The sequence below is a fragment of the Janthinobacterium rivuli genome, from assembly GCF_009208735.1.
Taxonomy (GTDB): Bacteria; Pseudomonadota; Gammaproteobacteria; order Burkholderiales; family Burkholderiaceae_D; genus Janthinobacterium.
In genome coordinates, this window is record NZ_WFLJ01000009.1 from 107,230 (window position 1) to 121,137 (window position 13,908).

The window sequence follows — 13,908 nt, forward strand, 5'->3', positions numbered from 1 at the left end:
TACCGTTTGACAAGCATCGCCGCCCGCCCCCATCTGGCTTACAATCGCTGTTTTACCCGTACCCGATTGCCTACATGGAAACCACCACCCTCGCCCTGCTGTTACTGGTCCCGCTGCTGGTCTGGCGCATCTATTCGCGCCTGAAGAAACTGGTGGCGCGCCAGAAGTCGCAGCTGTGGCGGCACTGGAGCGTGGCGGTCGCCTTGCCCGCGCTGCTGCTGTTTTTGGCGACGACGACGAAATTCGAGGTCCTGCCCCTGTCCAGCCTGGGCGCGGCGGCGCTGGCCGGTGGCTGGCTGGGCGTGCTGGGCTTGAAGCTGACGCGCTTCGAACAGGTCGGCAAGAATTTCTTCTTTACCCAGCACCGCTACCTGGGCCTGGCCATCACGATGCTGTTCATCGCCCGCTTGCTGTACCGCGGCATGGAAATCTACCTGAACACGCGCCTGGACGTGCCCGTCCCGCCGCCGCCGTTCGGCCAAAGCCCGCTGACGATGGCCGCCTACGGCCTCGTCATCGGCTACTACGCCGTGTATGCGTGGGGCCTGGTGCGCTGGCGCCAGCGCAACAAACCCTTGGAAGCCGCAGAGTAAGCCAAGTCAGTAGTACTGGCACAGGCCGGTACAGGTCGTCACCGTCAGCGCCTGGCGTATCGTCGCCAGCGCCGGCGCCAGGGCCGGATCGAGGTCCTTGTCCGCATCAGCCAGGCTGCCCAGCAAACGCTCGCGCAACGGCGGCGCCATCAGCGCGACATTCGGTGTCGCGTACTGCGCCGCCGCTTCCAGCATCCGCTTCTTTTGCGCCACGGTCCAGAACGGCACTTGCACGAACTGCACCACGCCGACATACAAGGTGGTCGAGCCCTTGCTGAAGGCGCGGGCGCGCATGCGCTCCGTGCTGCTCACTACCTGCAGCGGCTGGCTGCTGAATTCCTGCTCCATCAAGCCAATCAAGTGCGCATGGCAATGCATGCCAAAGGCAAAAAAAGTACTCATCTCATCGCCATAATTGGCCAGGTTCTGCGTTACCTGGTCATTGCGCGCCTGCTGCAATTCGGCGCCGGACAGCGGCAGCGGCCGCTCGCTGCCAAACGTGTAATACGCCTTGCCGATGTTGGTTGCCCGCTCGCACAGGGCCACGCTCGGGTTGATGTCCTGCAACGCCGCAACGGGCGCCCGGAACAGGCCCGGCGCGTCGGTAATCTGGGCAATCAACGCTGCCACTTCAGGGTCACCGAGGCGCGGCAAGCCGCTTTGCAGCGTGGCCTTGGCCATCAGCGCTTCCAGCTGGCCGCTGGCTTGCTGGAAATCGGTATAACTGTCAGCCCAGGCGGCGGGCGCCACGAGAGCGGAGGAAAGGCAGAACAGCCGGCCGAGGCGGCGCAACGGCATGGAAATCGACAGGGACATGGGATCAGGAAAACACTATTGGAAAATTGGCAATTATAGGCAATCTGTATCCACAGTGCATTTAATTATGTTTTACACCACACCTACCTAGGCGATGATGGTGACGCGCGGCCAGCGCGCCGCATAGCGTTTATCGGCCAGGCGCTGCGCATAGCCGTCTTCGCTGATGCGCGCCGGGTTGCGCCGCACCACCATGCCGAACAGGTCATCGAGACCATGCGGCGCGACGATGCCGATCTCGCCATCGGACCGCAGATAGATGCCGACGGCCGTGGCAAACTCGGGCCAGGAAGCGATGGCGTCATCGAGCGAGCGCAAGGGCGGCACGGCATAGCCGAACGCGTCTTCGAACCACAGGTGCACCCTGGCCTGGTTGCACACTTCCCACGGCACGCCGGGCAGCACCGTTTCCAGGCGCTGGCGCAGTTCCGCCTCGCGCTGGGGATGTAAATCGTGCGCATCGAAATACGCGACGTCGATATCACTCAATGCGGACGGCTGCGCGTAGCCGTGCAAGGCATCCCACACGAGGTTGCGCACGGCGCCGGCGCCGATGCAGCAGTGGGGCAAGCCCAGCTGCGCCACGGCATGCAAGGCCTGCATGCACCATGGCGTGGCGCGGGCGATGGCGCGCAGGCGCGCGGCCAGCGCTTCCTGCGTGCGCATGCGGCTATGGCCGGATCTGCGGCGCCACGCCGTCGTGGCTGACCGTGCCTTCGACATTGCCGAAGTACACATCCAGATCCTGCTTCGGATGGAAGTTGCGCAGCTTGACTTGCAAGGTGGTGGGATTGATTTTGGTGAACGTGCCGGGGAAGCACAGGCTGACCAGCTCGTCCGGCTTGCCCTTGATGAGGTTCAAGGTGAAGTCTTCGATGCCATTCTTCCAGGTGTTACCGGTCGTCAAAATGTACGACACCCATACGGCATTGACGAAGCCGCTTTCGCCCTGTTTGGCCGCCAGGCGGTTCCACGTCTTGTAGAAGGCCTTGTCGCCGCAGTATTTCTTTTCGAACTCGTTACCGTCACCCAGGTAGGACGCGCCCGGACCGGCCGCGACGAATGGCGCATATTGATGGCGCACGCGCACGACTTTACCGGCGGGGAACTTCTGCTGCCACAGGTAGATGACTTTCACGGTCCAGGCCGGTACCCATTCCTCGTCGTACAGCTGGGCCAGCAAGCCTTCGCGGATCATGATCTTGCTCTGCGCGGCCGTCAGCGGCGCCACTTTCTTGTCGAACGGCGTATGCGAGGGGAAATACGCGATTTGCGCGTCCGACAGGCCCAGCTGGCGCAGCCGGGCCGTCACATCTTTGGCGTCGAGCTTGGCGACGAAGGTGGTTTGATACTCCTTGCGTTTGCCATCCACGTCGACGGTAAACTGCTGCGGCTGGCCGTAATACGTGGGCGAGCCGTGATAACCGGACGAGTATTCGGGCAAGGGGAAGAAGATCGTCTCTTCCACGTCCGTTTTCGATTCGTTGAGGAACTCGTACTCGACCTTGATCAATTCCGCGCTCACGCTGAGCACTTCCTTTTTCATGGCCACGGCATCCGTCTTGCCGAACAGGATGCCGCCCGCGCTCACGGAACCGATGCCGTCGTTGGCCACGGCCGGCGCCGAACACGCCAGCGCCAAGGCTGCGGCCAGAACAAGCTTGCGCACGACCATCACGCCGCCTTGCCCGAGACGGGATCGACGCGGCGTTGCAGCACGAAAATCGGTTGCGCCCATTGGGTATCCTTTTTCTTCTTACTGGTGATCAAGGTCAGCTCCGATGGATCGTAGACATCCGTGTTGTGCGTCAGCGGCGTCGTCATCAGGTATTGCGCTTCCGTGTTTTTCAGGAACTCGCCCACCAATTGAATGTTGCGGATGTCGAGGTGGGCAAACGGTTCGTCGATGAAGACGAAGCCGCCGGAACCGTCTTCCGATTTCAGCAGGCCGATCAGCAGCACCAGCGACTTCATCACCTGCTGGCCGCCCGACGCTTCGCCATCGTTCATGCCGATGACGCCCTTGCCGTCGAACTTGAAGCGCACGTGCAAGCCCGCCTGCGACAGCTGCACGTCGTCGTTTTCCAGGCGCACGGGGTCGGCATGCACTTCGATGCCGGCCAGTTCGCCCAGCTCCTTGATGTTCTTGCTGTAGGTCTTGATGGTGTAGCGCAAGCGCTCCATGTAGGCGCCGCGCGCATTGCCCGTCGCTTCGATGGCGCGGTTGTTCTGGTAGCGGCGCTCGTCCGTTTCCGACTGGCGGCCATGCAACTGGTCCGACAGGCGGTGATGCTGGTCGATGACGGTGGCGTCGAGTTCCCAGTCGTCGCGCGCCAGGCTGTTTTGCAGGCTGGCCACGCGCAGGTCGACCTGGTGCGCATTCTGGTGCTCGGCGACGAGCGCCGCGCGGCGCGCGGGACGGCGCCAGCTTTTCGGCAGGTGGCGCCACGCATGGCGCAGGGCCAGCAAGGCGCGCGCATGCTCGGCGCGCTGTTCAATCTGCTTCTTGTAGCCCAGGCGCGCTCCCGCTTCCGCCTCGGACAGGGCCAGGCGGGCGTTTTGCCAGACCGTATCGGCGCGCGTGCGCGCCACGGTGGCGTTCTTGGTGAGATTTTGCAACTCGCCCAGGCGCCCGCCCACTTCCAGGCGCTCTTCCTTCAGCGGCTTCGAGTTGCGCAGCGCTTCGGCGAATTCTTCCTGGCGGGCGCTGAGTTCCTTGGCCGCGTCGACGCCGGCGATGCGCGCTTTCAAGGCGCCCACTTCGGCCGCCAGCTTCGAGATCGCCAGGGTCAGGGTGTCTTCCTGGCCTTCCAGGCCCGGGAGGGAGCGCAGCAGCGCTTCCAGGCGACCGCTGCGGCCAGCCTGGCCGAAGCGGTAGCGCGACGCTTCCACGAACAGCGAGCGCCCGCCGCGGCGTTCGCGGTGATACGCCTCGGGCGTGATCCACTCTTCGTGGTTGCCCAGTTTAAAACCCGCTTCCACGGAATCGACACGCGCGATACGCGACAGTTGCTCGATCAGCCAGCTTGGGACGGGCGCGGAGAATTTCACCACGGCCAGCAGGCTCTCGTCTTTCGCCACTGGCGCCGTGACCAGCTCGGGCACGATGAAGTGGCGATAGCGTTCCTTCTCGGCCAGGCGATAGGCGGCCGCCGCATCCTTGGCCTTGTCGAGCAACACCACCGAAGCGTAGCCGCCCAGCACGCCTTCGACGGCGCCCTGCCAGCGGCTGTCCGTCACTTCGACGATGTCCGACAGCATGGCGTGGGAAATCCCCGCGTCGCGCAGCGCGCGGCGCATGCCGCGCACATTGTCCGGCTCCGGCATGGCCGTCTTGCCTTGCAGCGCGGCAATCGTCGCCTGCTCGGCCGCGATGCGCGCCGACAGGGCGTCGCGCTGCTGGCGCTGCTGCAGCAATTGCGCTTCCTTCTGTTCCAGCTGCGCCGCCACTTCGGCGATATCGCTGCCCGAATCGGCAGCCAGCTTGTGCAGGCGATCCTTCTGTTCCAGCAAGCTGTCCAGCGGTTTCAGTTTCGCATTGATCAAGGACAAACGGCTCTGCAAGCCGATCGATTCCTGCTCCAGCAAGGTCTCGTTCATTTGCGCGTCGGACAGGGCCTTCGCCTGCGCGGCCAGCGCATTGCGTTTATCCGTCAGTTGCTGGTCGGCCTGCGCCATCGGTTTGCGCGCATCGCGCAATTGCCGGCTGGCGATGGCCGCTTTTTCGCGCGCCTCGTGGTACTGCAAGCTGGGCAGCACTTCTTCCAGCAGATTGCGGCGTTCCTTATGCAGCCCTTCCCACTGGTGGTAATTGGCCACGCGCAGGCGCAAGCCTTCCAGGTTGGTCTTCGACGCTTCCAGCTCCGTCTCGAAGCGTTTCAGCTCCACTTCCGTGTCGCGCTGATGGCGCTTGGCTTCGTCGTAGGCGTCCAGCACTTCCTTGTCGCCGAACACCTGGAACACCAGGTCGAGCAGCTGGCGCGGCGCGTATTCGCACAATTTGTCCGTCTCGCCCTGCTCCAGCGCCAGCACTTTCGACATGGCGGGCGACAGGCCCGCATTGGCCAGGCGCTTGCGGTAGTTTTCCACGCCGAGCCAGTCGTTGGCGTCCGTGATGTCCTCGATCTGTACATTGCCCGGACGCATCAGATACTGGCGCTTCCAGTCGCCGCCATTTTTCTGGATCTGGCAAAACAGGGTCACTTCATCGTCGCTGAAGAAGCCGGAACTGCGGAACGGCCGGTTCGACAGCTGCTTGCCCACGTTCTTGTTGTCGACCACGGCGCGCAGCCAGGCCGTCTGCTGGCCCGAGTGGCGCGCATAGTGTTTATAGGTGCGCCCCATCGAGCAATCGAGGCCGAACAGGGTGCGCAAGGCGTCGAGCAAGGTCGTCTTGCCCGAGCCGTTCTGCCCCGCGATGGTGATGATCTTCGCGTCGAGCGGAATATTCTTGATGCGCTGCCAGTAATCCCAGTGCACCAGTTCAAGTGATTTGATATGAAACATGGGCGCTTTCAGTGAGGAAGGTCGGACGCGGGCTCGTCGCCCGCGTCAGGCAGGTCGCCGATGTCGGCGGACAGGTCGTCCGCCAGGTCGGCGTCGAGCAGCGTATCGCCGCTGACGGCCACCAGGCGCGCCGGCGCGCGCTTGAACACGTCGGCCAGGGCGCCGTTGATGATGCGTTCTTTCAAGACATCCGTGTCCATCATCAGATCCAGCAGCGGGCCTTCCAGGATGACGTCGCCGCGCCGCTCGATGAAGCCCAGCTTGGCCAGGGTGCCCAGATTCATGTCCATGCGCGTCTTCTTGCCCAGCTTGTCGCCGAAGTCCGACAGCAGCGCCTTGTAGGAAATGCCGATCGACGCGTCTTCCGCGCGCGGCAGCGGTTTTTCCGTGCCAAACATATCATTTTGATCGTCATCGGCGTGCTGGTGCGTTTCCTGGCGTTCGCGCTTGGGCAGGATGATCTGCGCCCACAGCACCACCAGCAAGGCCACGCCATCGCGCGCCAAACCGAAATTGTTGTTTTGCCAGACGTCGCGCGCGCCGAAGATCTTCGGCTCGATGGTGCGCGTCAGGGCCAGGGTCACATGGTCGGCATATACGTTGTCGAGCAGTTTCAAGCCGCAGGCCAGCAGGCGCGCATCGATCTCGGCGCGGAACAGCTCGTCGGACAGCACGCGCTTGACCAGCTTGTCGTCGCGGCGCAGGGTTTGATGCGTGAGCAGGCGCGCAATCAGGATTTGGGAATCGTCATTCATCGGCAGTGCCGCTATCTAAATCAAGTGAAACATTCAGTGAAAGCGAGGCGATCGACATGGCCGCCACGTGGGGGTCGGTCAGTTGGACCATCTCGTCGGTCGGTGTAAAGGTGATCGGCAGACGGGCCAGTTCGGCCGTGGATCCCTGCAAGCTCGCTTCGGACACGTCGCCGAGCAGCGGCAGCATCGAGGCGCGGTAGGACGCCACGGCAAAGCTGGCCGGCAGGAGGGAATCCTGCACGGGTACGCTCTTCGGCCCCTCTTCGCCGATGCTGGGGAAGTTGCCCAGGCTGGCGAAGTTCGACAGGCGTTCGAGCAAGTCATCGAGTTCAAGCTGCATGGCGGGTCCGTCGCTGATGGTGGTGGGCGCATCCTCTCCGCTGGGCAGGCCCGTGTTGATGACGCCTGCCGCCCGTTCGGACAGCAGTTCCGTTTCCGCCACGTCGATCATCTCGGCCGGCGTGGAAAACAGCGGCACGACGGGCTGGTCGATGGCGCCCTCGGCCAGGCTGGCCAGGTCGTCATGCAGCAAGAGCCAGCGCTTGATGTCGGTGGTCGACAGGCCCGACTGGCCCAGGTGCACGCGCTGGCGCTCGATCTGGTTCAGGGCACGCGAAAACATGCCTTGCATGTTCAGCAATTTACTTTGCGCGCGGCCGATCGCCTGCGCCGCCTTGTGCGTGGCGCTGTCCGCGTTTTCATCGGACGTGATGGCCACGAGAATCTCGGAACCCTTCTCGACCCAGTCGCACGCCATGTTCCACTTCGCTTGCGCCGTGCGCAGGCGAAATTCCGAACCGGACGCGATGGCGTCGGAGAATTCTTCCGTCAAGTCCACCAGGCGGCCCAGCAAATGCTGGAGTTGCTCGACCGACACGCCGCCCACGGCTTGCGCCCCGGCCACCTGCGACAGCAGGAAACCCATTTCCGCTTCGTCTTCCGTTTGCCCCAGGCCCAGCAAGCTGTCGATGGCGGACAGCACATTGCGCGCCATGGGCGTGACACGGTACACGCCCTGCTGCGCATCCCAGGCCAGCAACTGGTTCGAGCGCAGGCGCAGCAAGACCGTTTCCAGGCTTTCCGGCAACAGATACGCCAGTTTCGTGTTGATATCGGCGCGCGTGTAGGCGGACGTGGCCGCATCGGACGCCAGCTCGCGCAACACCAGCAGCCGCACCAGCACGCCATCGAAACCGCCATGGAACAGAGCCGTGAACACTTGCAGCAAGGGCTGCGCCCGCTTCAAGTGAAACACCTGCTCGATTTCATCGGCCGAAATATTGGGCTGGAAATGCGCCTGCAAGGAATCGTGATGCTCTTGCTCTGTCTGATTTGCATCCGTAGCCACGGCTGCACTTGCCATTATATCAATCATTCTTTTCCGGATGAGTGTTCAGCGGGCGGCGCAGCGGGCTAACGCTGCGCTGCGGGGCGGGGGCGTCAGTATATCAGTTCTGACATGCAATTTAGCGTGCGGGAGGGGGCGCTGCGGACGCGGCGCAACACGGCGGCGGCGCCGTGCCGGGCCAGGATGGCAAAACAGAGCGCCAAACCCTGCATGCCTGGCCCGGCACATTGGCGGGCACTTACTTTTTAATGATCTTCTGCAAGGTTTGCTCGACGTAATCACCGTCTTCATCGGCGAACGTCACCTTCACGGGATACCATTCCAGCGACGGCGCCAGCCACAGGTCCACTTGCTGGCCCTTCTTATCCGGCGGCGGCGCCTTGACCAGGTGGATGGCGGCGACCTCTCCCATGCCCGTGACAATCTTGTCCTCCTTGACGACCTTGAAGTTCCACGGCTCGGCGTCGTGGCGGCCGGCCACGAAGAAGCTCCATTCCGAACCGGGCGTGAATTTCTCGGGGGCGGCGCGCGCCACGCTGACCAGTTGCCAGACGGTGCTGTTGCGGTCCTGCTCGCCGCCTTTCAGCGGATAGCTGTCATCGCCTTCGCTGAAGACGATACTCTTGCTGTCGCGCTTGAATGTGGTCGTGGCCGCTTCCTTGCGGAAGCGTTTTTCCACGAACTGCGCCGGTGCCAGGCCGTAATCGTCGACCGCGCCTTCGCTGCGCTGCTCGAGGATCTTGCCGAACAGCGCGGCCTTGGTTTCGGCCAGCAGCGAGTACTTGCCATCGCCGGCGCGCCAGTTGCTGACCGATTCGCCGGACAGCGCAATGCCGCGCTGCTTCGCCTTGATCGAATAGACGAGGTCGGCCGACGGCGCCAGCTTGTACGGGCGCTTGATGACGGGATGGTCCACCGGCTCGTCCGCCGCCATGGCGGGCGTCAGGGTGGCAGCCAGCAGGCTGGCAGCCAGGACGCGTTTCAAAGTAGTCAAAGTCATTGTTTATTTTCCTGTTGAGTCATTTACGGAGATCTTGGTCACGGTTTGCGTGGTCAGCGCCCCGTTCGCTTCGGTATTGCGTATTTGTACCGGATACCATTGCATGGACGGCGCCAGCCAGATATCGAGCTGCGACGAATACGTGCCGGGCTTCGGCGGCCGGCGCAGATGCCAGGTCACCAGGCGGCCCATCTTGGTATCCAGTTCTTCCTCGCCCACCAGCTGGAAGCGGAACACGGTCGCTTCCTTTTCCTCGCCGACGAGAATGTCGATATTGCCCGCCAGCTGGTTGACGTCGGCGCGGCCGATGGCGGCCAGCTGGAATGGCACGGTGGCCTTGTCCTGCGCCCCCTCCTGCCATGGCACGGTGGCCGTCGTGGCCGAAAACGTGATGGCCTTGGCGTCGCGGTTGAAATGCGTGGCCGTTTGCGCGCGGCCCTTGCGTTTCTCCGTGGCCGTGACGGGCACGATGCCGCTGCCATCGATCTGGCCCTCGCTGGTCAGCACCAGCAGGTTGATGCGCGTGATCAGCATGCTCAAGCCCACTTCCAGCTTCAGCTGGTAGATGTCGCCCCGGTTGTCCCACGCCATCGCGGCCACACCCTGCCACTTGGTACCGTCCGCATCGCGCCGGTCCACGTGCAGGTCGAACTGGGCCGAGGCGGGCACATTCGTCTTGTAGTGCCGCGCCTGCTCGACGGGCGCTGGCGGCGGCGCGCTGGCCGGCGCGGGCGCGGCCGCCACGGCGGGCGCCGGCGCCGTGATGGCCGGGGCCGCCATCGCGGCCGGTTCGGTCGTGGCCGGGCCTTGCGGCAGGTCGCTGGCAGGCGCCGTCAACTGGGGCGTTTCGCTCGACGCCAGTTCCGTCGGTGGCGGCGGTGGCGGCGGCCTGGGCTTGGGCATGGGAAGCTCGGGCGGCGGCGGTGGCGGCAGCACCGGCAGGGGCCTGGGCGGCTCGGCGATCAAGGCCATGCTGACCACCTGCGCATGATTCCGCCCCAGCGGCACCATGCTGGCATGCGAGGTGAGCCATTCCAGCGCCACGTAATGCAGTACGCCGATGACCGCGACAAAGACGACGGTGCGGCGGCGCGGTGGCGAAAAGAAGGAGTCAGGCATCATAGGCCGTAGTGTAACGCTTTCACCGTGCTTCCCGCTTCTTGCCCGTGCTCAACTCCCGCTGTTTTATGTAAGAAAATGTTGGCGGCTTTGCGTCAGTTGCAAGCTGATATCTGCTACGCTAGGCACATCCACCTACCAGGAGATTTCGCATGGCAAACCCGCAAATGCCCCAAATACCGGGCGCAGCAGTTGTGACCGATACGCTCGACTTCGTCAAAAACCTGTGGGGCAGCATGAGCGTGCCCGGCATGGGCATGCCTGGCATCACGGCGCCCACCATGTCGGTGGAAGAGCTGGACAAGAAAATCAGCGACTTGAAAGCCGTCGAAGCCTGGCTGAACCTCAATACCAGCATGCTGCGCGGCAGTATCCAGGCCTTGGAAGTGCAGCGCGGCACCATCGCCACCCTGAAATCGATGGGTGCGTCACTGGCGGCGGCCATCACGCAACCGGGCGCCAGCGAGAAATCCGTGTTTGAATCCGTGCCCTACGCTTCCGCGTTTTTCCAGCATGCCACACCTGCGGCGCCAGCGCCTGAACCGAAACCGGCGCCTGCACCTGCGCCGGAACCGGCCGCGGCGGCGCCCGCCGATGCCGGCGGCCAGGCGGCGGCCCAGCTGGCCAATCCAAGTGCCTGGTGGAATTTATTACAAGATCAGTTCAAGCAAGCCGTGTCGACGGCCATGTCGCCCGACGCTGCCAGCGCGGCAGCGGCCAGCTTTGGCAGCGCAGGCAAAGCCAAGCCAGCGGCCAGCAAGCCCGCCAAACCTGCCGAGGCAGGCACGGCAGCCAAGGCCAAGGCCCCGCTGCGCAAGGCGCCCGCGAAACGCGCAGCGCCCAAGGCTAAAGCACCAGGCAAGGCCTGATACTGCAAGCCGGCAATATGATCAGGCGATACGATGAATGCGGATCGCCTCGATCATGTTGTCGGCCTGGCGTTTTACGTCACCGATCGTGATCAGGCCTTCGTCGGCCAGCGCCTTGGCGTGCTCGTACGAAGACTGGAATGTTTCCAGCGTGTCTCCCTTGGCGGCGACCGGGCGTACCCAGGCAATACTGCCGACTTTCATTTTTTTGTACACTTCATTGACCACATCACGCATAGTTTCTTCCTTATTGTTGTAAAGCAACTCAAGCGCAGGCGAACCCACGCTGGCCCCTAGTTTATCATCCGGCACGCTCACGCACGGTTTTTCCCCCTTTTTCCGCTGCCGGCGGCGCATTTTCCGGCGCCACGACGGCGTCTTCCGGCCCGGGCGGCGGCGTCAGTCGTACCAGTTGCTCCATCAATTGCGCGAAGCGCTGCTGTCCTGGTGCAATTTTGTCTACGTATAACAACACTTCCATGGCTTCGGCCGCCAATTCCGCCTGGTAGCCCCGCTGCTCCAGGAAGGAGACGATGATTTGCGCGGAATTGAACAGGATGCGCAAGTTGTTCGGCAGTTTCTCGCGCGCCGAGCGCATCCAGGCCACCGCTTCGTTGAGCTTGTCCGTCTTCCACAGCAGCACGCCCTTGTTCATCAAGTCCGACGCTTCCTTGCGCGAGGCGATGATCAGGCTCGTGCCTTCGTCGCCCATCTTCGCCTTGTCAAAAATCTTTTGCACCTCATCCTGCACCACCTGGTTATCATGGTTGTTCTTCACCACGTAACACAGCAGGCCGGCCGGCGCATCCTTGACGCCGACGGCGAACAGCAAGGTGGCCAGTTCCATGCAGATGGCCTTCTCGGGCCGTGCCGGGTCTTCTGCCAGCATGGCTTCAAGCTCGTCGCCGCACTTGCGCGCGCGCCGGTAGTCGCCCGTTTCGTGGTGCACCATGCCTTCCGTGATCTTCGCGCGCAAGCCGATCTGCTCGGGCGAGAATTCGCGCTGCGCCAGCAGCAGCCATTGCAGCGCCTCTTTTGCATCCTTCTTCAGGCCGCACACGCGCGCCAGCCCCAGGTAGGCGTCCGGCGTCTTCATGACGGAAAACTCGCCGATGGAAATACACTTGCGAAAGGCCTTTTCCGCCATGCTCACATTGCCGATTTTTAGCGCCGCGAGCCCCAGGTTGCGCTGGCGCGGCACGGAATTGGGCGACAGGCGCGCCGCCTTTTCCAGCACGCCGCACGCTTCCTCGTGCTGGCCCATCAGCTGGTAGGCGACGGCCATCTGGTCGTAGGCGTCGATGTAATACTTGTTCTCGACGATCACGCCCTGGAAGATCTGGCGCGCCGCCTCGTGCTCGCCGTTGTTCATGCGGATCTTGCCCAGGCCCGCCTTGGCCCAGCTGTAATCGCGCTCGGCCAGCACTTTCTCGTACACGGCGCGGGCCTTTTCCGGCTCGCCGCTTTTCAGCAGCAAGCTGGCCTTCATGCGCAGTAGTTCCAGCTCGTGCAGCTTGTTGACCTCGATCTGCGCGTCGCACAGTTTGGCCGCGCGCAGATAATCCTTTTCCATGCAGGCCTGGTCGATTTCGCGGAATACCTGTTTCTTGTGCCACACGCGGTTCAGCCGCGTCAGCAGCACGCCTTCCGTGATCGGCTTAATCAGGTAGGCGTCGGGCTGGTGCTCGGCCGCGCCCATCACGGATTCCACGCTTTTCTCGGCCGACACCATCAGCCACACGCTCGATGGCGCCGTCAGGTTGCGCACGCGCGTCTCTTCCAGCACTTGCTGGCCATTCTTGCCTTCGCCGAGGTTGTAATCGCACAGCACCACGTCGTAGCGCGTCTTGGCCAGCAGCTTCATGGCTTCGCCGCCGCTGGCCGCCTGGTCGATATGGCGCGCGCCCAGGTTGCGCAGCGATTCGCGCAGCAGGATGCGGATGCCGATGAAATCGTCGACCAGCAGATAATGCTTGTCGGCCCAGTCGGTGCTGCCCGCTTCGGCGGCGGTGGCGTGGCTGTCTGTCGTCATGGCATCCTCGTTCAGGGCAGGCGCAGGATGAAACAGCCGCCGCCCAGCGCGCCGCCATTTTCCAGGGCGATGCTGCCGCTGCTGCCCCGGTGCTTGTGCATCTTTGCCACCTCGCTGGAAAAATACAGGCCCAGGCCCGTGCTGTTGGTGGAAAAGTTCACGCCGGCCGCCATGCCGTGCATGGCCGCGCTGCCCGCGTCGAGCAGCGCCTGCGTATAGCCGTCGCCATTGTCTTCTACGCGCAGTTCCAGCATGGCATCGTGCTCCCGCACCGACAGGCGGATCGTGTCTTTCGTGTAGCGGATGGCGTTGTTGATCGCATGCGCGAGCACGCCGATGACCAGGTCTTCATCGAGGGTCCAGATCAGCTCGGGCGGACAGGCCGTCTCCAGGTGGATGCCTTTCGAGGCCAGCAGGATCTTTTCCTGGTCCACCACCTGGTCGATGACCTGGCTCACCAGTTGCGGCTGCACGTCGAACGGGTAGCCGGGCTTGCCCACTTCCTTGTACAGGGCCAGCAGCTGGATCAGGTTATCGTTGAGGCGCTTGGTCTGGTACAGCATCTGCGCCATCTGCAGGTAGGCGGGGTCGGCCTGGGGCGCGGGCTTGGCCTGCTCGGCCGCCAGCAGCGACTCCAGGGTGCCGCTGACAACGCTGATCGAATTTTTCATGTCGTGCACGGTCGACGCCAGGAACAGGAATAGCTCGGGCGAGCTGTGTTGATCTTCCACCGGATATCTCCTTGGGGCCGCAGCTTCAATATTGCCAAGGATAAATTATACCGCCAGCCTGCGGGCGCCAGCCAGCCGCGCGCAAAGTCCGTGACATGACGCAACAATGCCGCCCCCGCTGGCGCAGGGGCGGCATCAG

Annotated in this window: 13 protein-coding genes; 2 read left to right on the forward strand and 11 right to left on the reverse strand. The window is 63.3% G+C overall.

Going from position 1 to position 13,908, the window contains the following annotated elements; genetic code table 11:
* The first annotated feature begins 74 nt into the window (after positions 1 to 74).
* Positions 75 to 593, forward strand: a complete 519-nt coding sequence (locus tag GCN78_RS13635) for a hypothetical protein (RefSeq protein WP_152252206.1) — start codon at positions 75 to 77, stop codon at positions 591 to 593.
* A gap of 6 nt (positions 594 to 599) precedes the next feature.
* Here GCN78_RS13635 and GCN78_RS13640 read toward each other — a convergent pair whose 3' ends face one another.
* From GCN78_RS13640 to GCN78_RS13675, 8 genes are all read right to left on the reverse strand, one after another.
* Positions 600 to 1,409 carry a hypothetical protein gene (locus GCN78_RS13640; RefSeq protein WP_152252207.1) on the reverse strand — a complete coding sequence of 270 codons (810 nt, stop codon included), beginning with the start codon at positions 1,407 to 1,409 and terminating at the stop codon, positions 600 to 602.
* A gap of 87 nt (positions 1,410 to 1,496) precedes the next feature.
* Positions 1,497 to 2,075: a nucleotidyltransferase family protein gene (locus GCN78_RS13645; RefSeq protein WP_193316728.1), complete on the reverse strand. Its 579-nt coding sequence runs from the start codon at positions 2,073 to 2,075 to the stop codon at positions 1,497 to 1,499.
* 4 nt (positions 2,076 to 2,079) lie between these two features.
* Complete coding sequence (locus GCN78_RS13650; protein WP_193316729.1) at positions 2,080 to 3,078, reverse strand: DUF4424 family protein; 999 nt, start codon at positions 3,076 to 3,078, stop codon at positions 2,080 to 2,082.
* Positions 3,079 to 3,083: 5 nt separating this feature from the next.
* Positions 3,084 to 5,915 carry an ATP-binding protein gene (locus GCN78_RS13655; RefSeq protein WP_152252209.1) on the reverse strand — a complete coding sequence of 944 codons (2,832 nt, stop codon included), beginning with the start codon at positions 5,913 to 5,915 and terminating at the stop codon, positions 3,084 to 3,086.
* A gap of 8 nt (positions 5,916 to 5,923) precedes the next feature.
* Complete coding sequence (locus GCN78_RS13660) at positions 5,924 to 6,670, reverse strand: hypothetical protein (RefSeq protein WP_152252210.1); 747 nt, start codon at positions 6,668 to 6,670, stop codon at positions 5,924 to 5,926.
* Positions 6,663 to 8,033, reverse strand: coding sequence for a hypothetical protein (locus tag GCN78_RS13665; protein ID WP_092608970.1), 1,371 nt, complete (start codon positions 8,031 to 8,033; stop codon positions 6,663 to 6,665). Before GCN78_RS13665 ends, GCN78_RS13660 begins: the two co-directional genes overlap by 8 nt.
* A 223-nt stretch (positions 8,034 to 8,256) precedes the next feature.
* Positions 8,257 to 9,018 (reverse strand): DUF3108 domain-containing protein, encoded by a 762-nt coding sequence (locus GCN78_RS13670; RefSeq protein WP_152252211.1) that lies wholly within the window; start codon positions 9,016 to 9,018, stop codon positions 8,257 to 8,259.
* 3 nt (positions 9,019 to 9,021) lie between these two features.
* Positions 9,022 to 10,140 (reverse strand): DUF3108 domain-containing protein, encoded by a 1,119-nt coding sequence (locus GCN78_RS13675; protein ID WP_226939629.1) that lies wholly within the window; start codon positions 10,138 to 10,140, stop codon positions 9,022 to 9,024.
* A gap of 149 nt (positions 10,141 to 10,289) precedes the next feature.
* On the opposite strand from GCN78_RS13675, the gene GCN78_RS13680 reads away from it, so the two are divergent.
* Positions 10,290 to 11,006 carry a PhaM family polyhydroxyalkanoate granule multifunctional regulatory protein gene (locus GCN78_RS13680; RefSeq protein WP_152252212.1) on the forward strand — a complete coding sequence of 239 codons (717 nt, stop codon included), beginning with the start codon at positions 10,290 to 10,292 and terminating at the stop codon, positions 11,004 to 11,006.
* Between the two features lie 21 nt (positions 11,007 to 11,027).
* On the opposite strand, the gene GCN78_RS13685 is transcribed toward GCN78_RS13680, so the two are convergent.
* From GCN78_RS13685 to GCN78_RS13695, 3 genes are read right to left on the reverse strand one after another with little or no spacing between them, the layout of a single operon-like run.
* The gene (locus GCN78_RS13685) at positions 11,028 to 11,324 is read right to left on the reverse strand and encodes a hypothetical protein (RefSeq protein WP_226939630.1); all 297 of its coding nucleotides are present in this window, start codon (positions 11,322 to 11,324) and stop codon (positions 11,028 to 11,030) included.
* Positions 11,308 to 13,038, reverse strand: a complete 1,731-nt coding sequence (locus GCN78_RS13690) for a tetratricopeptide repeat-containing response regulator (RefSeq protein ID WP_152252213.1) — start codon at positions 13,036 to 13,038, stop codon at positions 11,308 to 11,310. Before GCN78_RS13690 ends, GCN78_RS13685 begins: the two co-directional genes overlap by 17 nt.
* A gap of 11 nt (positions 13,039 to 13,049) precedes the next feature.
* Positions 13,050 to 13,769: a sensor histidine kinase gene (locus tag GCN78_RS13695; RefSeq protein WP_152252214.1), complete on the reverse strand. Its 720-nt coding sequence runs from the start codon at positions 13,767 to 13,769 to the stop codon at positions 13,050 to 13,052.
* Positions 13,770 to 13,908: the final 139 nt, after the last annotated feature.

Bases quoted from the DNA above. Each gene is read 5' to 3' on its own strand.
- GCN78_RS13635 (WP_152252206.1), top strand. From the start codon at position 75: ATGGAAACCACCACCCTCGCCCTGCTGTTACTGGTCCCGCTGCTGGTC.
- GCN78_RS13640 (WP_152252207.1), bottom strand. From the start codon at position 1,409: ATGTCCCTGTCGATTTCCATGCCGTTGCGCCGCCTCGGCCGGCTGTTC.
- GCN78_RS13645 (WP_193316728.1), bottom strand. From the start codon at position 2,075: ATGCGCACGCAGGAAGCGCTGGCCGCGCGCCTGCGCGCCATCGCCCGC.
- GCN78_RS13655 (WP_152252209.1), bottom strand. From the start codon at position 5,915: ATGTTTCATATCAAATCACTTGAACTGGTGCACTGGGATTACTGGCAG.
- GCN78_RS13660 (WP_152252210.1), bottom strand. From the start codon at position 6,670: ATGAATGACGATTCCCAAATCCTGATTGCGCGCCTGCTCACGCATCAA.
- GCN78_RS13665 (WP_092608970.1), bottom strand. From the start codon at position 8,033: ATGGCAAGTGCAGCCGTGGCTACGGATGCAAATCAGACAGAGCAAGAG.
- GCN78_RS13670 (WP_152252211.1), bottom strand. From the start codon at position 9,018: ATGACTTTGACTACTTTGAAACGCGTCCTGGCTGCCAGCCTGCTGGCT.
- GCN78_RS13675 (WP_226939629.1), bottom strand. From the start codon at position 10,140: ATGATGCCTGACTCCTTCTTTTCGCCACCGCGCCGCCGCACCGTCGTC.
- GCN78_RS13680 (WP_152252212.1), top strand. From the start codon at position 10,290: ATGGCAAACCCGCAAATGCCCCAAATACCGGGCGCAGCAGTTGTGACC.
- GCN78_RS13690 (WP_152252213.1), bottom strand. From the start codon at position 13,038: ATGACGACAGACAGCCACGCCACCGCCGCCGAAGCGGGCAGCACCGAC.